At 73.4% G+C, this 22,330-nt stretch carries 21 protein-coding genes; 14 read left to right on the forward strand and 7 right to left on the reverse strand.

Annotated features, from left to right (window positions below):
- Positions 1-351, reverse strand: a 351-nt coding sequence (locus tag PKC53_RS10615) for an AAA family ATPase (protein WP_324428451.1), incomplete at its 3' end; no start/stop codon positions are given.
- A 138-nt stretch (positions 352-489) separates the two neighbouring features.
- Between PKC53_RS10615 and queF the strand changes: the two genes are divergently transcribed.
- Together queF and PKC53_RS10625 are read left to right on the forward strand one after the other, a co-directional pair.
- Complete coding sequence (queF, locus tag PKC53_RS10620) at positions 490-963, forward strand: preQ(1) synthase (RefSeq protein ID WP_324428452.1); 474 nt, start codon at positions 490-492, stop codon at positions 961-963.
- A gap of 58 nt (positions 964-1,021) precedes the next feature.
- Positions 1,022-1,459 (forward strand): SET domain-containing protein, encoded by a 438-nt coding sequence (locus PKC53_RS10625; RefSeq protein WP_324428453.1) that lies wholly within the window; start codon positions 1,022-1,024, stop codon positions 1,457-1,459.
- Between the two features lie 12 nt (positions 1,460-1,471).
- Here PKC53_RS10625 and PKC53_RS10630 read toward each other — a convergent pair whose 3' ends face one another.
- Together PKC53_RS10630 and PKC53_RS10635 are read right to left on the reverse strand one after the other, a co-directional pair.
- Positions 1,472-2,287, reverse strand: a complete 816-nt coding sequence (locus PKC53_RS10630; RefSeq protein ID WP_324428454.1) for an alpha/beta fold hydrolase — start codon at positions 2,285-2,287, stop codon at positions 1,472-1,474.
- Positions 2,284-3,336 carry a fatty acid desaturase gene (locus PKC53_RS10635; RefSeq protein ID WP_324428455.1) on the reverse strand — a complete coding sequence of 351 codons (1,053 nt, stop codon included), beginning with the start codon at positions 3,334-3,336 and terminating at the stop codon, positions 2,284-2,286. The genes PKC53_RS10630 and PKC53_RS10635 overlap by 4 nt, the downstream gene beginning before the upstream one ends.
- Positions 3,337-3,418: 82 nt before the next feature.
- Here PKC53_RS10635 and dapC point away from each other — a divergent pair, with 82 nt between their 5' ends.
- The 5 genes from dapC to prmB are packed head-to-tail and all read left to right on the forward strand — an operon-like array spanning position 3,419 to position 8,682.
- On the forward strand, positions 3,419-4,612 hold the full coding sequence (dapC, locus tag PKC53_RS10640; protein WP_324428456.1) for a succinyldiaminopimelate transaminase: 1,194 nt from the start codon (positions 3,419-3,421) through the stop codon (positions 4,610-4,612).
- Positions 4,609-5,430 carry a 2,3,4,5-tetrahydropyridine-2,6-dicarboxylate N-succinyltransferase gene (dapD, locus tag PKC53_RS10645; protein ID WP_324428457.1) on the forward strand — a complete coding sequence of 274 codons (822 nt, stop codon included), beginning with the start codon at positions 4,609-4,611 and terminating at the stop codon, positions 5,428-5,430. Before dapC ends, dapD begins: the two co-directional genes overlap by 4 nt.
- A gap of 32 nt (positions 5,431-5,462) precedes the next feature.
- On the forward strand, positions 5,463-6,665 hold the full coding sequence (locus PKC53_RS10650) for a PilT/PilU family type 4a pilus ATPase (protein WP_324428458.1): 1,203 nt from the start codon (positions 5,463-5,465) through the stop codon (positions 6,663-6,665).
- Positions 6,662-7,822 carry a succinyl-diaminopimelate desuccinylase gene (dapE, locus tag PKC53_RS10655; RefSeq protein WP_324428459.1) on the forward strand — a complete coding sequence of 387 codons (1,161 nt, stop codon included), beginning with the start codon at positions 6,662-6,664 and terminating at the stop codon, positions 7,820-7,822. Before PKC53_RS10650 ends, dapE begins: the two co-directional genes overlap by 4 nt.
- The gene (gene prmB / locus PKC53_RS10660; protein WP_324428460.1) at positions 7,819-8,682 is read left to right on the forward strand and encodes a 50S ribosomal protein L3 N(5)-glutamine methyltransferase; all 864 of its coding nucleotides are present in this window, start codon (positions 7,819-7,821) and stop codon (positions 8,680-8,682) included. The genes dapE and prmB overlap by 4 nt, the downstream gene beginning before the upstream one ends.
- A 107-nt stretch (positions 8,683-8,789) precedes the next feature.
- Here prmB and PKC53_RS10665 read toward each other — a convergent pair whose 3' ends face one another.
- The gene (locus PKC53_RS10665) at positions 8,790-9,941 is read right to left on the reverse strand and encodes an endonuclease/exonuclease/phosphatase family protein (RefSeq protein ID WP_324428461.1); all 1,152 of its coding nucleotides are present in this window, start codon (positions 9,939-9,941) and stop codon (positions 8,790-8,792) included.
- Between the two features lie 214 nt (positions 9,942-10,155).
- Between PKC53_RS10665 and PKC53_RS10670 the strand changes: the two genes are divergently transcribed.
- A complete protein-coding gene (locus PKC53_RS10670) occupies positions 10,156-12,105 on the forward strand; it encodes an ATP-binding cassette domain-containing protein (RefSeq protein WP_324428462.1) in 1,950 nt (649 codons plus the stop codon).
- Here PKC53_RS10670 and PKC53_RS10675 read toward each other — a convergent pair.
- On the reverse strand, positions 12,102-13,055 hold the full coding sequence (locus PKC53_RS10675) for an asparaginase (protein ID WP_324428463.1): 954 nt from the start codon (positions 13,053-13,055) through the stop codon (positions 12,102-12,104). The two genes, PKC53_RS10670 and PKC53_RS10675, sit on opposite strands and share 4 nt — an antisense overlap.
- A gap of 77 nt (positions 13,056-13,132) precedes the next feature.
- On the opposite strand from PKC53_RS10675, the gene lexA reads away from it, so the two are divergent.
- The 3 genes from lexA to PKC53_RS10690 all read left to right on the forward strand — a co-directional run bounded on the left by lexA (position 13,133) and on the right by PKC53_RS10690 (position 14,831).
- Positions 13,133-13,819: a transcriptional repressor LexA gene (gene lexA / locus PKC53_RS10680; RefSeq protein WP_324428464.1), complete on the forward strand. Its 687-nt coding sequence runs from the start codon at positions 13,133-13,135 to the stop codon at positions 13,817-13,819.
- A 16-nt stretch (positions 13,820-13,835) separates the two neighbouring features.
- Entirely contained in the window at positions 13,836-14,135 is a 300-nt protein-coding gene (locus PKC53_RS10685) for a helix-hairpin-helix domain-containing protein (protein WP_324428465.1), read from the forward strand.
- A 69-nt stretch (positions 14,136-14,204) separates the two neighbouring features.
- Positions 14,205-14,831 (forward strand): LysE family transporter, encoded by a 627-nt coding sequence (locus PKC53_RS10690; RefSeq protein WP_324428466.1) that lies wholly within the window; start codon positions 14,205-14,207, stop codon positions 14,829-14,831.
- A 28-nt stretch (positions 14,832-14,859) separates the two neighbouring features.
- On the opposite strand, the gene PKC53_RS10695 is transcribed toward PKC53_RS10690, so the two are convergent.
- Positions 14,860-17,304 carry a penicillin acylase family protein gene (locus PKC53_RS10695; RefSeq protein ID WP_324428467.1) on the reverse strand — a complete coding sequence of 815 codons (2,445 nt, stop codon included), beginning with the start codon at positions 17,302-17,304 and terminating at the stop codon, positions 14,860-14,862.
- Between the two features lie 195 nt (positions 17,305-17,499).
- Between PKC53_RS10695 and PKC53_RS10700 the strand changes: the two genes are divergently transcribed.
- The 3 genes from PKC53_RS10700 to PKC53_RS10710 all read left to right on the forward strand — a co-directional run bounded on the left by PKC53_RS10700 (position 17,500) and on the right by PKC53_RS10710 (position 20,528).
- Positions 17,500-17,916, forward strand: coding sequence for a hypothetical protein (locus PKC53_RS10700; protein ID WP_324428468.1), 417 nt, complete (start codon positions 17,500-17,502; stop codon positions 17,914-17,916).
- A 411-nt stretch (positions 17,917-18,327) separates the two neighbouring features.
- Positions 18,328-19,335, forward strand: coding sequence for a D-2-hydroxyacid dehydrogenase family protein (locus tag PKC53_RS10705; RefSeq protein WP_324428469.1), 1,008 nt, complete (start codon positions 18,328-18,330; stop codon positions 19,333-19,335).
- Positions 19,332-20,528, forward strand: a complete 1,197-nt coding sequence (locus PKC53_RS10710) for an MFS transporter (RefSeq protein WP_324428470.1) — start codon at positions 19,332-19,334, stop codon at positions 20,526-20,528. Before PKC53_RS10705 ends, PKC53_RS10710 begins: the two co-directional genes overlap by 4 nt.
- An 18-nt stretch (positions 20,529-20,546) precedes the next feature.
- Here PKC53_RS10710 and PKC53_RS10715 read toward each other — a convergent pair whose 3' ends face one another.
- On the reverse strand, positions 20,547-22,169 hold the full coding sequence (locus tag PKC53_RS10715; protein WP_324428471.1) for a cytochrome D1 domain-containing protein: 1,623 nt from the start codon (positions 22,167-22,169) through the stop codon (positions 20,547-20,549).
- Positions 22,170-22,330 lie beyond the last annotated feature (161 nt).

A 22,330-nucleotide genomic window follows, 5' to 3' on the forward strand; every position in this document is an offset into this window, starting at 1 on the left:
GATGTAGTAGCTGCTGGTGCCGTCGCGCGTGAGCACGCGCTTGACGGCGATCTCGCCGAACTGGTTCCACTGCCCGCCGGCGCGCGCGTCGCTGTTGTCGAACACCAGCTCGACGCTGGCGCGGCTCGCCGGCTTGCGGTTGCCCGAGCCGTTGAAGATCACGTCCTGCATCGACTCGCCGCGCAGCTCGCTGGCCTTGCTCTCGCCGAGCACCCAGCGCACCGCGTCCATGATGTTCGACTTGCCGCAGCCGTTGGGCCCGACCACGCCGACGAGCTGCCCGGGCAGCTGGAACGTGGTCGGCTCGGCGAACGACTTGAAGCCCGAGAGCTTGATCTGGTTCAGGCGCATGCAGCCTCGCGGACGCCGCCGGCCGGTCGGCGACGGTACATCCAAGTCATTGATTCACAAAGAAAATTTGCCCCGTCGCGCAGGCTCTCGGGGCGGCGGATGATACCATCGCGCCCCCGCCGGACAGCCCACCCTCCGATGCCCAAGACCGCCCCCGCGGCCACCGCGCCGAAGCAGCGCGCCAAGCCGGCCCGCCCGCCGAGCGCGCCGAGCAAGGCACTTCACGTGTTCCCGAACCCCGCGCCCGAGCGCGACTACGTGATCCAGTTCCAGGTGCCTGAGTTCACCTGCCACTGCCCGCTGACCGGGCAGCCCGACTTCGCGCACTTCACGATCGACATGGTCGCCGACCGCCTGTGCGTCGAGTTGAAGAGCCTGAAGATGTACTTCTGGAGCTACCGCGACGAGGGCGCGTTCCACGAGGCGGTGACCAACCGCATCCTCGACGACCTCGTGAAGGCCACGCAGCCGCGTTTCGTGCGCATCACCGCGAGGTGGTACGTGCGCGGCGGCATCTACACGCACATCGTCGCCGAGCACCGCAAGAAGGGCTGGAGGCCGCAGCCGCGCGTCGAGCTGCCCGAGCACGCGCTGGAGCGTGGCCTGCCGTGAACGCGCAGGCTCGCGCAGCAGCGCCCGCACCGCCGCGCGTCGGCGCGCAGGCGGTCGCATGAGCGCCGCCGAACCCACGGTCGTGCGCCCGCCGTACCAGAAGTTCGACGTGCGCGTGGCGCGCAGCCCGATCGACGGCCACGGGGTGTTCGCGGTCGAGCCGATCCCGGCGCGACGCAAGATCGGCGAGGTGCGCGGCGAGGCGATCAGCGTGTCCGAGGCGCGCATCCGCGCCACGCGCAGCGAGCGCATCATGATCGTCGAGCTGTCGCCGCGCCGCGCGGTCGACTTCCGCAGGAGCACCGACCCGATGCGCTTCACGAACCACTCGTGCGCGCCGAACGCGCGGCTGTGCATCCGCGCCGGGCGCGTCGAGTTCTACGCGCTGCGCGACATCGTCCCCGGCGAGGAGGTCACCGTCGACTACGGCGAGACGCACCACGAAGGCCGGCTGGCCTGCCGCTGCGGCGCGCCGAACTGCGTCGGCCGGCTGTAGCCGCGCGCCGGCTCAGCGCGCGCGCAGCGCCGCGAGCATCGCCTCGCGGTACGCGGGGTGGGCGTCGAGGTCGTTGTGCCCGCCGCCCGGCACGCGCCGCAGCGTGCCGTGCGCGACGCGGGCGTGCAGCCGCTCGCCGTGGGCGAACGGGATCACCTCGTCGGCGTCGCCGTGGACCAGCCACACCGGCGTGTCGATGCGCGCCAGCGCCTCGTCGGTTCGCAGCGGGTAACGCAGCAACGCCGCCGGCGCCCAGGGATAGACCTCGCCGGCGAGCGCGCGCAGGCTTTCGAACGGCGAGACGAGCACCGTCAGGTCGGGGCGCACCTCGGCGGCCAGCGTGGCCGCCAGCGCCGCACCGATCGAGCGGCCGACGATCACGCGGCGGCGGCCTGCGTAGTGCGGCGCCACGGCGGCCCACGCCGCTCGCACATCGGCCTCGAGCTGCGCCTGGCTCGCGATGCGCCCGCCGCTCTTGCCGTAGCCGCGGTAGTCGATCATGAACAGGTCGTGGTTCGCGCGGCGGTACAGGTCGGCGCTGGCGAACCAGCCCTGCAGGTTGCCGGCGTTGCCGTGCAGGAAGAACACCACGCCGTCGGGCGCCGGCAGCCGCAGGTGCAGCGCATTCAGCCGCGCGCCGTCGACGTCGACCCAGGTCTCGTGCACGTCGGCACCGAAGTCGAAGCGGTGCGACGCCGGCAGCGGCTGCGGCAGGAAGATCATGCGCTCCTGCGTCGCCCACAGCAGCGCCAGCAGCGCGGCGTAGCCGACGGCGGCCAGTGCGGCGAGGCCGGCCATGCGCGTGCCCAGCACCGCAGCGGGCCTCACGCCGGCGCGACGCGCGCCGCCAGCCGCGGGTGCATCGCGCGAAACCACAGCCGGGGCACCGAGGCCAGGAACAACGCGCCGGCATAGCCGGTGGGCAGTTGCGGGCCGGGCAGCGCCTCGAGCGTCGGGTACGGCTTCCACGCGTGCAGGTGGTGGTCGCTGTGGCGCTGCAGGTTGACGATGAAGCAGTTGGTCAGCGCGTGGTCGGCGTTCCACGCGTGCTGCACGCCGAAGGGTTCGGGGCGGCCGTCGACGAGACGCCGCTCGAGCGCGTAGTGCTCGACGTAGTTGACCGCCTCGAGCAGGAACACCGCGTAGGCGGCCTGCACGAGCCAGAACAGCAGCGCGGGCGCCCCGCCCCAGGCGCCGAGCGCGAGCAGCAGCAGCGCCTGCGCCAGCGTCGCCGCCAGCAGCGGGCTGCGCCAGCCGCCGCGGCGCAGGCGCCGCAGCTGCTGTGCCTCGAGGCGCCAGGCGCTGGCCAGGCTGCCGGCGAGCGTGCGCGGCAGAAAGCGCCACAGGCTCTCGCCGAAGCGTGCCGTCGCCGGGTCGTCGCGCGTGGCCGCGCGCGGGTGGTGGCCGCGGTAGTGCTCGACCATGAAGTGCGCGTACAGCACGCTGCCCATCAGCAGCCAGCCGAGCACGCGGTCGACGCGCGACTTCGCGTGGCCCAGCTCGTGCGCGTAAGTGATGCCCTGGCTGCCGGTGACGCCGCCGACGCCCAGCCCGAGGGCGAGCACCGCCCACCACGTGCCGCCGGCGCCGACGTGCCGCACCGCCAGGTGCACGCCCAGCGCGAGCAGCAGCGCCTGCCACAGCACGTGCGCGCGCAGCACCAGTCGGAAGCCCGCGTGGTCGCGCACCGCGGGCGGCGGCGAGGTCCAGCCCGGTGCCACGCGTTCGACCAGCGCCAGCGCCAGCTGCACGCCCAGCGCCGCTGCCCAGGCCGCCCACGGCGCGTGCCAGGCGGCGCCCGCGACGAGCGCCCGGAAGGTCCACGCGACGAGGAAGCGCGACGCGGTGGTGCGTGCGGCGCAGGCGGTGCGGTCCATCGGCGCATCATGCGCAGGCGCTGCGGCGCGCGTCAACCGGCGCGTGCGTGGACCGAGAAGGCCGGGCTTCGATAATCGCGCGATGAACCCGTTGCTGCAGCGTCTGCACCCCTACCCGTTCGAGCGGCTGCGCGAACTCACGCGCGACGTCGTGCCGAGCCCCGATCATGCGCCGATCGGCCTGGGCATCGGCGAGCCGCGCCACCCGACGCCGAAGCTGGTCGAGGACGCGCTCACCGGCGCGCTGGCGGGCCTGTCGGCGTACCCGGCCACCGCGGGCACGCCGGCGCTGCGCGAGGCCGTCGCCGGCTGGGTGCGGCGCCGCTACGGCGTCGTGCTCGACCCGGCGACGCAGGTGCTGCCGGTCAACGGCTCGCGCGAGGCGCTGTTCGCTTTCGCGCAGACCGTGATCGATGCCACGCGCGCCGACGCGACGGTCGTCGTGCCCAACCCCTTCTACCAGATCTACGAGGGTGCGGCGCTGCTGGCCGGCGCGCGCGTGGCCTATGCCAACAGCGACCCGGCGCGCAACTTCGCGGTCGACTGGTCCGGCGTCGACGAGGCCACGTGGGCGCGCACGCAGCTGCTGTACGTGTGCTCGCCGGGCAACCCGGCCGGCGCGGTGATGCCGCTGGACGAGTGGCGCGCGCTGTTCGCGCTGGCCGACCGCCACGGCTTCGTCGTCGCCAGCGACGAGTGCTACTCCGAGATCTACTTCCGCGACGAGGCGCCGCTGGGCGCGCTGCAGGCGGCGCGCGCGCTCGGCCGCCACGGCTTCGAGCGGCTGGTCGTGTTCACCAGCTTGTCCAAGCGCAGCAACGTGCCCGGCATGCGCTCGGGCTTCGTCGCCGGCGACGCGAAGCTGCTCAAGGCCTTCCTGCTGTACCGCACCTACCACGGCAGCGCGATGAGCCTGCCGGTGCAGGCGGCCAGCGTCGCCGCCTGGAACGACGAGGCGCACGTGCGTGAGAACCGCGCGCTGTACCGGCTCAAGTTCGAGCGCGTGACGCCGATCCTGTCCGATGTGCTCGACGTGAAGTTGCCCGATGCGGGGTTCTACCTGTGGGCCGGGGTTCCCGGCGGCGACGACGTGGCCTTCGCCCGCGGACTGCTCGCTCAATACAATGTGGCGGTCCTTCCCGGCCGCCTGCTCGCGCGCGAGGCCCACGGCGTTAACCCCGGCGCCGGACGCGTGCGCATGGCGCTGGTCGCCTCGGTCGGCGAGTGCCTCGAGGCGGCCCATCGCATCGTCGCCTTCACCCGGAACTTCCCATGAGCCAAGACCTGCAGTCCACCATCGATGCCGCCTGGGAGCAGCGCGCGCAGATCAGCGCCGCCGCCGCACCCGAGGTGCGCGAGGCCGTCGAGCACGTCGTCGCCGACCTCAACGCCGGGCGCCTGCGCGTGGCCGAGCGCGAGGGTGTCGGCCGCTGGCGCGTCAACCAGTGGGTCAAGAAGGCGGTGCTGCTGAGCTTTCGCCTGAGCGACAACAAGATCGTGCGCGCCGGCGACCTCGGCTTCTACGACAAGGTGCCGACCAAGTTCGCGCACCTCGACGAGGAACACATGCGCGCCACCGGCGTGCGCGTGGTGCCGCCGGCGGTGGCGCGGCGCGGTAGCTTCATCGCGAAGAACGTGGTGCTGATGCCCAGCTACGTGAACATCGGCGCCTACGTCGACGAGGGCACGATGGTCGACACCTGGGCCACGGTGGGCAGCTGCGCGCAGATCGGCAAGAACGTGCACCTGTCGGGCGGCGTGGGCATCGGCGGCGTGCTCGAGCCACTGCAGGCCAACCCGACGATCATCGAGGACAATTGCTTCATCGGCGCGCGCAGCGAGGTCGTCGAGGGCGTGATCGTCGAGGAGAACTCGGTGATCTCGATGGGCGTGTACATCGGGCAGAGCACGAAGATCTACGACCGCGCCACCGGCGAGGTCGGCTACGGGCGCATCCCGGCGGGTTCGGTCGTCGTCAGCGGCGCGCTGCCGTCGGCCGACGGCAAGTACAGCCTGTACTGCGCGGTGATCGTCAAGAAGGTCGACGCGCAGACCCGCGCGAAGACCAGCATCAACGACCTGCTGCGCGCCTGAACACGCGCGGCACCAGCGGCAAAGGAGTCGGCATGAGCGGCGGCAACATGGAGCGCGTGCTGCGCCTGATGGCGGAGAAGCAGGCCAGTGACGTGTACCTGTCGGCCAACACGCCGATCCTGATCAAGATCGCCGGGCAGATCCTGCCGCTGTCGGACCAGCCGCTGACGCCGACGCAGCCGCGCCAGCTGCTCGCCGAGCTGCTGACGCCGACGCAGCTCGAGGAGCTCGACGACAACGGCGAGCTCAACGTCGCGATCGGCATCGCCAAGGTCGGCAGTTTCCGGCTGTCGGCGTTCCGCCAGCGCGGCTCGATCGCCGCGGTGTTCCGCTGCATCCCGATCCAGATCCCGACGCTCGAGTCGCTGGGCGTGCCCGAGATCCTGTCGCAGCTGGTGCTCGAGAAGCGCGGGCTGATCCTGATGGTCGGCGCCACCGGCACCGGCAAGAGCACGACGCTGGCGGCGATGATCGAGCAGCGCAACCAGCAGATGCAGGGCCACATCCTGACCATCGAGGACCCGATCGAGTTCCTGTTCACGAACAAGAAGAGCGTGGTCAACCAGCGCGAGGTCGGCCGCGACACGCAGAGCCTGCAGATCGCGCTGAAGAACGCGCTGCGCCAGGCCCCCGACGTGATCCTGATCGGCGAGATCCGCGACCGCGAGACGATGACCTCGGCGATCTCTTACGCGCTGTCGGGCCACGTCGTGCTGGCCACGCTGCACGCCAACAACAGCTACCACGCGCTCGGGCGCATCCTGTCGTTCTACCCGCCCGAGGCACGCCCTTCGCTGCTGGCCGACCTGGCGTCGGGGCTGAAGGCGATCGTCTCGCAGCGCCTGGTGCGCGCGGCGGCCGGCGGGCGCATCCCCGCGGTGGAGGTGCTGCTGAACACGCAGCTGGTGTCCGAGCTGATCGCGCAGGGCGACCTCGCCGGCGTCAAGGAGGCGATGGAGAAGTCGCTCGCCGAGGGTTCGCAGACCTTCGAGGAGGACCTGGCGCGGCTGATCAACGAAGGCAAGATCACGCGCGACGACGGCCTGTCGTACGCCGACTCGCCGAGCAACCTGATGTGGCGCCTGCAGAACGACCTGGCCCCGCTGTCCAAGCAGGTCAACCGCATCGAGGAGAACGAGGAGCCTTCGTTCACCGACATCACGCTCGACGTGCGCCCCGAGGAGCCGCGCTCGATCGCCGGCATGAAGCTGCCGCCGATGGCCGCCAAGCGATGACGCTGCGCGACCCCGACGCCGCGCTGCGCCTGGCCGAGGCGCTGATCGCGCGGCCGTCGGTGACGCCCGACGACGCCGGCTGCCAGGCGCTGATCGCCGAGCGGCTGCGCGCCTGCGGCTTCGACTGCCAGTCGCGCGTGTGCGGGCCCGACCACTTCCGCGTGACCAACCTGTGGGCCTGCCGGCGCGGCGCGGACGCCGGCATGCACCTGGCGTTCGCCGGGCACACCGACGTGGTGCCGCCGGGTGCGCTGACGCAGTGGGCCAGCGACCCCTTCGTGCCGGCGCATCGCGATGGCCGGCTCTACGGGCGCGGCGCCGCCGACATGAAGTCGTCGATCGCGGCGATGGTGGTCGCGGTCGAGGACTTCGTCGCCGCCCACCCCGACCACGCCGGCACGATCTCGCTGCTGATCACCAGCGACGAGGAAGGCCCGTCGGTCGACGGCACGGTGCGGCTGGTCGAGTGGCTGCGCGAGCGCGGCGAACGGCTCGACGCGTGCATCGTCGGCGAGCCGACCTCGGTCGAGCGCCTGGGCGACACGATGAAGAACGGCCGCCGCGGCACGCTCAGCGGCCAGCTGCGCGTGATCGGCGTGCAGGGCCACGTGGCCTACCCGCAGCTGGCGCGCAACCCGATCCACCAGCTCGCACCCGCGCTGGCCGAGCTCGCCGCCACCGAGTGGGACTGCGGCAACGCGTTCTTCCCGCCGACGACCTGGCAGGTCAGCAACATCCACGGCGGCACCGGTGCGACCAACGTGATCCCCGCCGAGGTCGTGCTCGACTTCAACTTCCGCTTCAGCACCGAGTCGACGCCCGAGTCGCTGCAGTCGCGGCTGCGGGCGGTGCTCGAGCGACACGGACTCGAGTTCGCGCTCGACTGGACGCTAGGCGGCGAGCCGTTCCTGACGCCGCCGGGCACGCTCAGCGAGGCCCTGTCGGCGGCGATCCGCGCCGAGACCGGCGTCGAGGCCGAGCTGTCGACCACCGGCGGCACTTCCGACGGGCGATTCATCGCGAAGGTCTGCCCGCAGGTGATCGAGTTCGGCCCGGTCAACGCGAGCATCCACAAGGTCGACGAGCATGTCGACGCGGCGAGCGTGGGCACGCTGGCGGCGATCTACCGCCGCACGCTCGAGACCTTGCTGCGATGACGCTGCTCGACGCGGTGCGCGCCGCCAGCGAGCGTCTGGACCGCGCCGGCGTCGCCTTTGGACACGGCACCACCAACGCCTGGGACGAGGCGGCCTGGCTGGTGCTGTGGCGTCTCGGCCTGCCGCTGGACGACCTCGACAGCGTCGCCGCGCGCGAGCTGGGCGACGACGAGCGGCGTGCAATCGAAGCGCTGGTCGAGCGCCGCATCGCGACGCGCCGGCCCGCGGCCTACCTGACCGGAGAGGCCTGGCTGCAGGGCGTCCCGTTCACCGTCGACGAGCGCGTGATCGTGCCACGGTCGCTGATCGCCGAGGTGATCGCCGACGGCACGCTCGACGCGTGGCTGGGCGAGACGACGTCGCGCGTGCTCGACCTGTGCACCGGCAACGGCAGCCTCGCGGTGCTCGCCGCGATGGCCTGGCCCGAGGTCGTCGTCGACGCCGCCGACCTCAGCGCCGAGGCGCTCGCGGTGGCGCGCATCAACGTCGGGCGCCACGGCCTGGTCGGGCGCATCGCGCTGTGCCAGGGCGACGGCCTGACCGCGGTCGGCGACCGGCGCTACGACCTGATCCTGTGCAACCCGCCTTACGTCGACGCGCAGTCGATGGCCGCGTTGCCGCCCGAATACCGCGCCGAGCCGGCGCTGGCGCTGGCCGGCGGCGCCGACGGCATGGACTTCGTGCGCCGGCTGCTGCGCGACGCCCCGGCGCACCTGGTCGACCACGGCGTGCTGGTGCTCGAGATCGGCCACGGGCGCGAGCACTTCGAGCGCGCGTTCCCGCGCCTGCAGCCGGTGTGGCTGCCCACCAGCGCCGGCGACGACCAGGTGTTGCTGCTCGAACGCGACGCGCTGCGCTGACGCACGCCTTCCGGTCAGGCGCCGCCGACGCCCCGCAGCGCGATGCGCGGACCTCGTCGTCGCGTGGCACGCCACGCGGGCCGGTCGCCACGCCGCCGCCGGCGGCGTCAGTCGTACTGCAGCCGCGCCGCCACCGCGGCATGGTCCGAGGCCCACAGGCCGCCGGCACCGGCCGGGCGCGTCCGGTCGCCCGGGGACGTGCCGAGCACACGCATGTCGGGCACGCGGCGAGGCGTCGGCAGCGCGAACACGTGGTCGATGCGCTCGTAGTGCGCGGAGCGAGCGTTCGACAGGTCCTCGGCCTGGCAGCAGGTCAGCCCCGCCCCGGCGCGCGTGTGCAGCAGCCAGGCGTCGGCGAAGCCCTGCCCGGTGAGCAACTGGTACGGCGTCGGCACCCCGGGGATCTGGTCCTCGGGCGCCGCGTTGAAGTCGCCGACGACGACCAGCCGGCGCGACGGATCCTGCTGCCACGACGCAAGCGCGGCTTGCACCAGTTCGCCGGCCTGCGCCACCTGCAGCAGTCGCAACTCGGGCGGCTGCGGGGCCAGTTGCCGCACCTCCAGGTGGGTGTTGAAGACGCGGTAGCGCTGGCCCCGCACCGCCAGGTCGACCGCGAGGAAGCCGCGCCAGCCGGGAATCGGCACGCCCAGCGGCGTCGGAATGACCGCCACGGCGGCGTAGTGGCAGCCGTCGTCGCTGGCCTCGCAGCCGGTCAGCGACGGCAGGTCGACGGCCACGGCATCGAGTCCGTCGCGCACCAGGATCGCGTCGCGGTCGGCCACCTGCAGGATCGCCGGCACGTCGGCCACGACGATGGGCAGCTGGTCGATGCGCATGTTGGTCACGCGGCCGGCGACGCGGTACTGTCCGTGCAGCGCCGCCTCGGTGCCCTGCAGCTGGTCGGTGAAGGCGTCGCGGATCAGCGGATCGTCGCAGCCCGTGCCGGGCAGGTTCGGCACGCCGGGGTACGGCAGGCAGCCGAAGCGCCAGGCCTCCTGCAGGCCCACCACGTCGGGGCGGCGCTGCCGGATCTGCGCCGCCAGCGCCTGCACGCGTTCGGCCGGCCGCGACGCGGCGATGCGCGCCAGCGTCGCGACCACCGCGGTGTTGAATGCCTCGGGCGTCGTCGCCGCGATCACCGGTGTCAGGTCCGCGCCCAGGTACTGGTTCTGGGTCATCACGTCGATCTCGGCGGCGCCCGCGGCGAGCGCGGTGGCGAGCAGGATCGATCCCGGCAGCCCGGACACGAAGCGGCGCATCGTCGTCTCCTTGCGGCGGCGCCGCGCATCGCGGGCGCCCGACACGTGCATCTTGAGGCCGCAGTGAATCGAGCACAAGGCGGTCGCGATGCCGGCCCGAGGGCGGCGCCGCCGGGCCGGGCCCCGAGGATGCCGCCGGGCCGCGGCGCCCGGCGGGCGGATCGGTCGCCCGCAGGCCGCGGCCGCATGGCGGCCTGGTCGACAATCGCGCGCCGTGATCACCCTCAAGAACCTCACGCTGCGCCGCGGCACCAAGGTCGTGCTCGATCGCGCGAACCTCACGCTGAACCCCGGCGAGAAGGTCGGCCTGGTCGGGCGCAACGGCGCCGGCAAGTCGAGCCTGTTCGCGCTGCTCGCCGGCCGGCTGCACGCCGACACCGGCGAGTTCGAGATGCCGCCGAAGTGGCGGCTGGGCGAAGTCGCGCAGCAGATGCCCGACGCCGACGACGGCGCCACCGAATACGTGCTGCAGGGCGACGCGCCGCTGGCCGAGGCGCAGGCGATGCTCGCCGCGGCCGAGGCGGCCGACGACGGCCACGCGATCGCCGACGCGCACCTGGCGCTCGAGGAGGCCGGCGCCTTCGACTCGCGCGCGCGCGCGCAGGCGCTGCTGCTCGGCCTGGGCTTCAGGCCGGGCGAGCTCGACGCACCGGTGAACAGCTTCTCCGGCGGCTGGCGCATGCGGCTGCAGCTGGCGCGCGCGCTGATGTGCCCGGCCGACCTGCTGCTGCTCGACGAGCCGACCAACCACCTCGACCTCGACGCGCTGGTGTGGGTCGAAGGCTGGCTGCAGCGCTTCGCCGGCACGCTGATCGTGATCAGCCACGACCGCGAGTTCCTCGACGCGGTGACCAACGTCACCGTGCACCTCGACGACGCCGCGCTGGCGCGCTACGGCGGCAACTACACCGCGTTCGAGGAGATGCGCGCCGAGCGCATCGCGCAACAGCAGGCGGCCTACGCGAAGCAGCAGGAGCGCATCGCGCACCTGCAGCGCTTCATCGACCGCTTCAAGGCCAAGGCGACGAAGGCGCGCCAGGCGCAGAGCCGCGTCAAGGCGCTGGCGCGCATGGAGAAGCTCGCGCCCGTGCTGACCGCCGGCGACTTCGCGTTCGAGTTCCGCGAGCCGGCGAGCCTGCCGAACCCGATGCTGGCGCTCGAGGGCGTCAGTTGCGGCTACGGGTCCACCGTGATCGTGAAGGACGTCGAGCGCACCGTGCTCGCCGGCCAGCGCATCGGCATCCTCGGCGCCAACGGCCAGGGCAAGTCGACGCTGGTGAAGACCATCGCGCGCGTGCTGCCGCCGCTGGCCGGCACGCTCACCGAGGGCAAGGGGCTGGCGATCGGCTACTTCGCGCAGCAGGAGATGGACCTGCTCGCCGAGAACGACACGCCACTGCAGCGCATGGTGCGGCTGGCGCGCGAGGTGTCACCGCAGGCGCGAGAGCAGGAACTGCGCAACTTCCTCGGCCAGTTCCACTTCACCGGCGAGATGGTCCACCAGACGGTGGGCACGCTGTCGGGCGGCGAGCGCGCGCGGCTGGTGCTGGCCACCATCGTCTGGCAGCGCCCCAACCTGCTGCTGCTCGACGAACCGACCAACCACCTCGACCTGACCACGCGCGAGGCGCTGTCGATGGCGCTCAACGAGTTCGAGGGCACCGTGATGCTGGTCAGCCACGACCGCGCGCTGCTGCGCGAGGTGTGCGACGAGTTCTGGCTGGTCGCCGACGGCCGGGTCGCGCCGTTCGACGGCGACCTCGACGACTACCAGCGCTGGCTGCTCGAACGCTCGCGCGCGCTGCTGCGCGGCGGCGAGCCCCCGCCGGTGTCGCCGGCACCCCACCCCGCGCCGGTGCCCACGGCGTCGGCAACCCCGGTGCCGCGACGCGACGACCGCAAGGCGCAGGCGCAGGCGCGAGCCCGGCTGGCCGAACGCACGCGGCCGCTGCGCATCGAGATCGAGCGCATCGACAAGCGCCTGGCCGCACTGGCCGGCGAGCGCGCCGAGGTCGAGACCGCGCTGGCCACACCGGGCATCGCCGGCGCCGACATCGCCGAGCAGGGCCGCCGGCTGAACCACATCGCCGCCGAGGTCGCGATGCTCGAGGAACGCTGGCTCGAGCTCGGCGCCGAGCTCGAGCAGATCGTCGCCGGCGGCTAGCGCCGCGCAGCGGCACCCGACGCGCGCGCGGCAAGCAACTCGAGCAGCAGGTCCACGCGCATCTGCCACGGCGTGCGCGCATCGACCGCGCCGCTGGCCACGTCGATGGCCGGGCCGAACGCGCAGCGCGACACGACGCGCACCGCCACCCCGGCGTCGCGCGCGCGCTGCAACGCCGCGGCCAGTTCGGCGTGCACGGTGCCGCTGCCGGTGGCGGCGACGACCAGCCCGTCGACGCCCAGCGCCCGCAGCGCGTCGACGACGCGCCCCGACGCGCCGGCGTGGCTGGTCACGACCTCGACGCGTGGCCAGGCCGCGGGGTCGCCGGCGATCGTCTCCAGTCCGCGTGCGGCGCCGGGCGGCACCGTGCGGAACGCGCGCCAGCGGCCGGCCTCGATCACGCCCAGCGCCCCGGCGTCGCCGCTGCCGAACGCGTCGAGCCGCCAGCCGTGCAGCTTGCGCACGTCGGCTGCGGCGTGCGCGACGCCGGCCAGCACCACGGCGACGCCGCCGGGGCCGCTGCGCGAGACGGTCACCGCGTCGAGCAGGTTCTGCGGCCCGTCGGCCTGCAGCGACGTCGCCGGGCGCATCGCCGCCGTCAGCACCAGCGGCCGGGACGGCGCCAGCACGCGGTGCAGGAAGTACGCCGTCTCCTCGAGCGTGTCGGTGCCGTGCGTCACGACGACGCCGGTCACGTCGTCGCGCACCAGGTGGTGTGCGCAGCGCTGCGCCAGCCGCTGCCACACCGCGTGCGTCATGTCCTTGCTGTCGACCTGCGCGACCTGCTCGCACTCCAGCGCCACGTCGGCCAGCGCCGGCACCGCGGCCACGAGGCACTCGACGCCCAGCTGGGCCGCGGTGTAGCCGACGGCGTCGGCGGCGTTCGCCGCGGTGCCGGCGATGGTGCCGCCGCTGCCCAGGATCACGGTCTTGCCGGTGGCACTTGGCATGGACGGGCACTCTGGATAAAAATACAGTGACTGGATGGATTCACAGACCTGCGCCGGCAGGCCACAGGGACACCACGATGCTCGACAGCCCCAAGCTCACCGCCCGTCAGCAGCAGATCCTCGACCTGGTGCAAAGTGCGATCGAGCGCACCGGCGCCCCGCCGACGCGCGCCGAGATCGCCGCCGAACTCGGCTTCCGCTCGGCCAACGCCGCCGAGGAACACCTGCAGGCGCTGGCGCGCAAGGGGGTGATCGAACTCGTCGGCGGCACCTCGCGCGGCATCCGCTTGAAGTCTGACACATTGCGCGCGCTGGCCCAGGCGCGCGGCAAGCAGTTCGCGCTGCCGTTGCCGGGCATCGCGCAGCTCACGCTGCCGCTGGTCGGCCGTGTCGCCGCCGGCAGCCCGATCCTCGCCGCCGAGCACATCGACCGCACCTACGTGTTCGAAGCCGGGCTGTTCCCGCGCAAGCCCGACTACCTGCTGCGCGTGCGCGGCATGAGCATGCGCGACGCCGGCATCCTCGACGGCGACCTGCTCGCGGTGCAGAAGGCCAGCGACGCGAAGAACGGGCAGATCGTCGTCGCGCGGCTGGGCGACGAGGTCACCGTCAAGCGCTTGCGCCGCACCAAGGCCGGCATCGAGCTGATCCCCGAGAACCCCGAGTTCGACACCATCGTCGTGCCCGCCGGCGACGGCGCCGAGCCGTCGGTGGCGATCGAGGGCATCGCGGTGGGCCTGCTGCGCAACAACATGCTCACCTGACCCGCAGGGCGCCGCGATGACCTTCAAACGACCGAAGGCGGCCAGCGCCGCCGACTGCGAGGCGCTCGAGCAACTGCCCAACGTCGGCCCGCGCGTGGCTGCCGACCTGCGCCGGCTGGGCATCACGCGCCCGGCGCAGCTGGCCGGGCGCGATGCGTTCGCGCTGTACCAGGCGCTCGGCCGCCTGGACGGCAAGCGCCACGACCCCTGCCTGCTCGACACCTTGCTCGCCGCCACCGACTTCATGCACGGCGCCGCGCCGGCGCCCTGGTGGCGCTACACCGCCGAGCGCAAGCGCCGCTACGGCGCGCTGTAGCCGGCCGGCGCGCGCGGCATCACCGCGCGCGGGCCGCAGCGCGCCCGCCGCCGCGAGACAATGGCGGCGATGGAATCGTCGGTGTGGTTCACCTTCTTCGCCGCGTCGTGGGCGATCAGCCTGTCGCCGGGCCCCGGTGCCGTCGCGGCGATGAGCGCCGGGCTCGCGCACGGCTTCCACCGCGGCTACTGGCTCACGGCGGGGCTGGTGCTGGGCATCGTCACGCAGCTGGCCATCGTCGCGGTCGGGCTGGGTGCGCTGATGGCCGCGTCGGGGGTCGCGTTCACGGTGCTGAAGTGGCTCGGCGTCGCCTACCTGGTGTGGCTGGGCGTGCAGCAGTGGCGCAGCGACGCCGCGCCGCTGCGCGACGACGCCGCGCCGGCGGTGACGACGACACGCCGCGCGCTCGTGCTGCGCGGCTGGGCGATCAACGCAGTCAACCCGAAGGGCACGGTGTTCATGCTCGCGGTGGTGCCCCAATTCATCGACCCGCAGGCGCCGCTGGCGCTGCAGTACGCGGCGATCGGTGCGACGCTGGTGTTCACCGACCTGGTGGTGATGGCCGGCTACACCGCGCTGGCGGCGCGTGTGCTCGCCGCGCTGCGCTCGCCGCGCCACCTGCGCTGGATGAACCGCGGCTTCGGCGCGCTGTTCGTCGTCGCCGGCGCGTTGCTGGCCACCTTCAAGCGCGCCTGAGCCCCAGCGGCGCGTCCGGGCGCCGCCGTCAGCGCGCCGGCTGCAGCCGCAGCGTGCGGCGCGGCGACGCGTCGCTCCACAGCGGCAGGTAGCGGCCCTGCGCCCAGTGCGCGACGAGGTCGCGGTAGTGCGTCGACCACGGCAGCCCCGACTGCCCGCTCGAGTGCACGAAACGCGACTGCGCCGGGTCGCCCAGGTCGTACAGCGCGCGCATCGACGGCCCGTGTTCGTTGAGGAACACCTCGCCGGTGGTGGCGTCGGGGCGCAGGTTCACGCGCGACGCGTTGACGGTGTAGGTGTCGCCGCCGATGCCGGCGCGCAGCTCGAACAGCGGCGCCAGCGCGCGCACGCGGCTGAACGGCCGGTGTTCGGCGCGGTAGGTCAGCGCGTTTGCCCAGCGCCACGCGGCGACGTCGTCGCCGTGGCGCTCGCGCAGCTCGTCGAGGGCGCGTTCGAACGCCGCGTCGGCCTGCATCGCGCAGGTCTCGGCCTCCGACGTCGCCTTGTCGTCGCACCACCAGGCGTCGTCGCGCGCGAGCACGCCCTCGAGCGCGTCGCGGTACGGCCGCGTGCCCAGCGTGCGTTCGTACAGCGGCCCCAGCTCGTCGGCGAAGACGCCGGCGGTGAGCTGGCGCACCCAGGCCCAGAAGATCAGCGGCGCGCCGGCGTCGGCGCGCATCGTGCCGTCGAAACCGGCCAGCGCGCGCTGCGCCGCCGCCGCCAGCGGGTGGTCGGCCCTGGCGGCCGCCAGGCGCGGCAGCAGCGGCGCCGCGGCGAGCGACTTCACGTCGGCCTGCAGCGCCGCGAGATCGTCGATCGAGTGTTTCGGCTTCGCGCCGAGCACCTGCTCGATGCGCCGCTGCCGCCACGGCAGCGTCCAGTCGCTGGTCAGGTGGTGCGGGTAGTCGTCCGGCACGATGCGCTGGTTCGCGGTGGCGATCCAGCCTCTCGGCGGATCGAACTCGCGCGGCGTCTCGTCGACCGGCACCCAGCCGATCCAGTCGTAGCGCGCCTCCCAGCCCGGCGCCGGCACCATGCCGTGCAAGTCGTGGTCGGGGGAGCGCAGCGGCACGCGCCCCGGCGCGACCATGCCGATGGACCCGTCGCGGTCGGCCACCACCATGCTCTGCATCGGTGCGACCCAGCCGCGCGAGGCGGCGACGAACTCGGCCACCGAGCGCGCGCGGTTGAACGCCAGCCCGACACCGACCGCGTCGGCGTCGGTGTCCAGCGCGGTCCAGCGCATCGCGATCCCGTACGCCGGCCGATCGCGGTCGACGACGTCGTCGGCCGCACCGGCGTCCGAGATCAGCGGGCCGTGGCGCGACACGCGCACGGTCTGCACCACGTCGGGCGCGCCCTTGACCCGGATGACCTCCTGCCGCGTCTCGAACGTCGCCCAGCCGTCGGGCGTGCGGTAACGCGTCGGGTCGGCGGGGTCGATCTGCTCGAGGTACAGGTCCTGCACGTCGGGCCCGGTGTTCGTGAAACCCCAGGCGATGTGCTCGTTCTGCCCGAGCACGACGATCGGCAAGCCCGGCATCGTCGCGCCGGCCACCTTGAAGCCCGGAGCCTCGAGGCGCGCGAAGTACCACAGCGCCGGCGCGCTGAGCTTGAGGTGCGGGTCGTTGGCCAGCAGCGGCCTTCCGGTGGTGGTGTGGCTGCCGGCGAGCACCCAGTTGTTCGAGCCGATGCCGTCGAGCCCCGACGGCGGGGCCGCCGCCAGCCAGCGTTCGGCGTCGACGCCGGCGAGCCGGCCGTCCAGCCGCAGCGCACGCAGCCGCGCCGCGTAGTCGACCGTCACGCGCGGCGCCTCGCCGGGGTACGGCGGCATCAGCTCGTTGACGCGCGCGACCGCGTCGTCGCCGCCCAGGCGCAGCGCCAGGCGCAGGCGCTGCATCTCGGCGTTCCAGTTGGCGCCCAGGTCCCAGGCCATCATGATCGCCCAGGCCAGGCTGTCGACCGGGGTCCAGTCCTCGGGGCGCAGCCCCAGGATCAGCATCTCGGGCGGGCGCGCGGCGAGTGTGCGCACCGCCGCGTTGACGCCGCGGGCGTAGGCGTCGAGCAGCGCCAGCGACTCGGTCCGGCCGGTGGAGCGCAGCCATTGCCACTGCGCGGCGGCGGTGCGGCGCACGCCGAGCACGCGCAGGAAGCGGTCGTTGTCGACGGCGCCCGGCCCGAAAGCCTCGGCCAGCCGGCCGGCGCCGATGCGGCGGTGCGTCTCGAGCTGCCACAGCCGGTCCTGCGCGTGCGCGACACCGAGGCCGAACATCAGGTCCTCGATGTTCTGCGCGCGGATCGTCGGCACGCCGTGCGCGTCGCGCCCGATGCGCACCGGCGCGTGCAGCCCGGGAAGCGTCAGCTCGCCGTCGGTGCGCGGCGTCGCTTGCTGCAGGTAGGCACCGACCGCCAGCACCAAGAGCAGCAGCGCGCCGAGCAGCGCCCACAGGCCGCGCCGGATCCACCTCGTCATCGCCGTACCTCCCCTTCCCAACGCGAGGGTAACCGGCCGGCGCCGCGACGGCCATCGGGGCTTGCGCGGCGGGGGCGGCGCAGCTGCGGCGTGACGAATTGCCGCACCCCCGCCGTGCTGTTCGTGCGATCCGCACGGCCGGCGAGCGCCGAAGATCGGCTTCAGCCCAGCCACGCGAGCGCCGATACCGCCGCCATGTTCCCTTCGCGCAGCCCCTCCTCGCCGTCGACGCAGCGCGCCAGCGGCACGCCCACCGGCCTGCACAGCCGCATCGAGGTCTGCCCGCCGACGTCGCGGGGCGCCTGGTGGTCGCGCCTGCACGGCTGGCTGCGCGGCGACGCGCCGCTGGCCGGCGCCGCGGACACGCTCGACCCGGTGCGACGCGAGTTCGCCGCCTGCATCGACGACGCGGCCAGCGTCCAGGCCGGCACGCTGCTGATGCGCATCAACACCGCACGCTCGCTGCGCGAACTGTGGCACCTGCGCGCCGCGCTGTACCACGTGGTCTCGCTGCAGCACAGCCAGTTCGTCGCCGAGCAGCGGCTCGCGCAGTTGAACCGCCACTTCCCGACACGCTCGCCGCGCTCGGGCCTGATGCCGCTCGACGGCTGAGACCGCAGGCTCGGCCGTTCGGCGCCCAGGGCGGCAGCGACCAGCCGAGGGCGGCCCGCTGTCGATCTCGACGGCCGGATGAGCACGTCATTGGCTTGCGCCGGTGGGCACATGCCGCTCTGCGACACGGCCGAGCACAGCCACGGCGAGCCCGTGCACGCTTCGTGAACTGACTCGCGGACGTGGTCCGAGCGAAGCGACCGCAGGCAGCGTAGCGAGTTCGGCCGCGCGACCCCGGGCCGAGCAGCGCAGCGAAGTCGGCCTGCCAGGCCGACCGTCACAGGGTGAGCCCGCAGCGGGTGCCGCCCGCCGCGACGCGCCAACGGGCGCAATCCAGCGAGCGCACAAAAGGCAAGGGCCGACGTCGGCAGCGGTCCGAAGTCGCCCGCTGCGGCGACAATCGCCGCGGTCATGAACATCATCATCCTCGACGACTACCAGGACGCGGTGCGCAAGCTGCGCTGCGCCACCAAGCTCGAGCCGTACAACGCGAAGGTCTTCACGAACACGGTCAAAGGCATCGGCCAGCTGTCGGTGCGCCTGCGCGACGCCGACGTGCTGGTGCTGATCCGCGAACGCACGCACTTCCCGCGCCAGCTGCTGGAGAAGCTGCCCAAGCTCAAGCTGATCTCGCAGACCGGGCGCGTGGGCTCGCACATCGACCTCGAGGCCTGCACGCGGCTGGGCATCGCGGTGGCCGAGGGCGCGAGCTCGCCGGTGGCGCCGGCCGAGCTGACCTGGGCGCTGATCATGGCCGCGATGCGCCGGCTGCCGCAGTACATCGGCAACCTCAAGCACGGCGCGTGGCAGCAGTCGGGACTGAAGGCCGCGTCGATGCCGCCGAACTTCGGCCTCGGCCAGGTGCTGCGCGGCAAGACGCTGGGCGTCTGGGGCTACGGCAGGATCGGCCGGCTGGTGTGCGGCTATGGGCGCGCCTTCGGCATGCAGGTGCAGGTCTGGGGCACCGAGGCCTCGCGCGCGCAGGCGGCGGCCGACGGCCACGCGGCGGCGACGTCGCGCGAGGCGTTCTTCGAGACCAGCGACGTGCTGTCGCTGCACCTGCGGCTGGTCGACGCGACACGCGCCGTCGTCGGCCTCGACGACCTGGCGCGCATGAAGCCCACGGCGCTGTTCGTCAACACCTCGCGCGCCGAACTGGTGGCCGACGGCGCGCTGGTGTCGGCGCTGAACAAGGGCCGCCCCGGGCTGGCGGCGATCGACGTGTTCGAGACCGAGCCGATCCTGCAGGGCCACCCGCTGCTGCGGCTGGAGAACGCGGTGTGCACGCCGCACATCGGCTTCGTCGAGGCCGAGGCCTACGAGACGTACTTCGGCGCCGCGTTCGACAACGTCGTCAACTTCATCTCCAACCGCCCGACGAACATCGTCAACCCGGACGCGCTGAAGGTGCTGCGGTGACCGCGCCGCCGCGCCTGGCGGCCACGCGCTGGGCGCTGCTGGCGGGCAACTTCGCGATCGGCTGCGGCGTGATGGTCGCCGCCGGCTCGCTCAACGACCTGGTGCGCTCGCTGCAGGTCAGCGTCGCGCTGGGCGGGCAGCTGATCGCCGTCGGCGCCGCGGTGATGGCCGTCGGCGCGCCGGTGCTCGCCGCGGTGATCGGCGGCTGGGACCGCCGCGTGCTGCTGGTGGCGGCGCTGGCGTGGTATGCGGTCGGCCACGCGGCCAGCGCGCTGGCGCCCGACTACGCGGCGCTGCTGCCGCTGCGCGCCGCCTCGGTGCTCGCGGCGGCGGTGTTCACGCCGCAGGCCGCGGCGGCGATCGGCGCGATGGCGCCGCCCGAGGCGCGCGGGCGCGAGATCACCTTCATCTTCCTCGGCTGGTCGGTGGCCTCGGTGATCGGCATGCCGGTGCACAGCTACATCGGCGAGGCGTTCGGCTGGCGCTGGGCCTTCGCGCTGGTGGCGCTGCTCGCCGCCGGCGCGGCGTGGTGGCTGTGGCGCGCGATGCCCGCCGGCGTGCGCCCGCCGGCGCTGTCGCTGCGCTCGTGGCGCGAGGTGTTCACGCACCCGGTGCTGATGGCCATCGTGCTCGTCACCGCGATGTCGGGCGCCGGCCAGTTCACGGTGTTCACCTACTACGCGCCGTACTTCCGCCAGGCGCTGGGCGCCGGGCCGACCGAGGTCAGCGCGCTGTTCTTCTGCTTCGGCGCGTTCGGCCTGGTCGGCAACGTCGCGCTGTCGCGCTGGATCGACCGCTTCGGCGCCGCGCGCGCGGTGTTCTGGACGCTGGCGTGCATCGCGCTGTCGCTGCTGCTGTGGCCGCTGGCCGGCAGCGCGGCGGCGATGGCGGCGGTGCTGGTGCCCTGGGCGCTGGGCTGCTTCGCGTCGAACTCGGCGCAGCAGGCGCGCCTGGGCGGCGCGGCGCCGGCGCTGGCGCCGGCGCTGCTGGCGCTGAACACCTCGGCGATCTACCTCGGCCAGGCGGTCGGCGCGGCCGGCGGCGGTGCGCTGGTGGCCGCGCGCGAGGCCGCCGGCGCCAGCGGCGCGACGATCTACGGCGGCCTGCACCTGATCGGGCTGGGCTGGATGGCCGCGGCGATCGCGCTCAGCGCGTGGGCGCAGCGGCGATCGGGCGCACGCGCGCGCGCCTGAGCGCGCCGCGCGGTCCGGTCACTTGCGCGGCGGCGCCTGCGGCTCGACGCCGACGGCCACCGCCCGCGAACGCAGGTGCGAGAACACGCCGGCCGGCACCTCGAGCGGCACGGTCTTCACCAGCGTCAGCGAGCGCGAGTCGTAGATCGCCAGCCGGCCCGCCTCGCGCCCCAGGCTCGTGTCGCCGCCGGCGCGCGAGCTGACGTACAGGTGGTCGCCGCTGGCGGTGTACTCGGGGAAGTGCGAGTGGCCGAAAGTGCCGGGCACCGTGACGGTGCGCACGACCTCGAGGGTTTGCTTGTCGATGAACTGGATCTTGTCGGCGTTCGGGCCGGTGCCGACGATGTCGACGACGATGTACGGCGCCTTCGGATGCGCCGCCGGCGACTCGGTGGGTCCGATCACCGGGATGCGCTTGACGACCTCGTGGCGCTCCATGTCGAACACCGTCACCTCGTGCGCGCAGGGCCGCGCGCCGATGTTCGTCACCGCGCCGAGCATGCGCCCGCGGGACCGCACCACCGCACCCGATCCGACATGCGGCTGGCAGCCGGCCTCGATGCCGCGCACGACGCGCCTTTCGGCGAGGTCGATCACCGCGACGACGTCGTCGTCGTACGAGGCGACCACCACCTGTCGCCCGTCGGGCGACAGGAAGCCGTCGTGCAGATGACGGCCGACCTTCTCGATCGCGGTGACCGGGAAGTCGCCGCGCGCCAGGTCGACCACCCACACCTGCCCGGCCTGCTCGAGCGCGACGACGAACACGTCGGCGTACGGCGTCGCGACGAGCATGCCCGCGTCCGACTCGACCTGCCGCCCGTCGGGGTCGCTGCCGCGCAGCTCGAACAGCTTGACGGGTTCGAGCGACTCGGCGTCGAGGATCACCAGCGCGTGCGGCACGTACGAACCGGCGGCGACGTAGCGTCCGTCGCGCGACACCGCCAGCGACGCCCCGTTGAGCCCGGCGCGCACCTTGCGCACCGCCTTCAGCGTGTACAGGTCGACCTTGTAGACCCAGCCCATGTCGTCGCGCACGTAGGCCCAGCGCGGCTGGCGCGGGTGGAAGTCCATCAGGTGCGGCGCCCAGTCGGTGCGCACCTCGCCCACCTTGTCGTGCGTGCGCGCGTCGAAGAACACGACACGCGCCCCGGGGGCTGCGGCGTGGCGGCCGCGCACCATCACCGCCATCAGGTCGTCGACGTCGCCGATCCTCGACGTCGGGCGCGCCGGCAGCGTCGACTCGTCGGCCACCTGCACGACCAGCGAGCGGCGCACGTCGTCGATCGTCCAGGTCGGCGCCGACTTCGGCTGCCCGGTGATCAGCGCCGCGAGGAGTTCGCGGTCGCGCGACCCCAGCGTGCCGCCCCAGGTCGGGTGCGACGGCATCAGCGTGTTCGCGGCGCCGGCGCGCATGCGCGCGACGACCTGCGCCGCGCTCAGCCGCGTGCCGTCGCGGTGCAGTGCCGGGCCGATGTAGCCGCCGCGGTCGACGCCGTGGCACACGGCGCAGTGCCGGGCGAACAGGCGCTCGGCGCGCGTGAGGTCGTCGGCCGCCGGCGCAACCGAGCCCGCCAGCGCGAGCGCGACGGCGGCACTGCCCTGCGCGATGCGCCGCATCGCTCGCGATGTCGTGTCCATCGGGTCCTCCCGCGGCTCGAGGCGTCGACGGCCGGCGCTGCCGACATCGGACATCATGGCACCGATCGCGTGTCGTCTGCCCCGGCCGCGCACCGCGTCGCCCGGCGCGCACCTTCCCGGTCGCCCTGGTCACCCCCTGCGCACGGGTCCACAATCTCGTC

This window comes from Azohydromonas sp., from assembly GCF_035325925.1.
GTDB lineage: Bacteria > Pseudomonadota > Gammaproteobacteria > Burkholderiales > Burkholderiaceae_C > Calidifontimicrobium.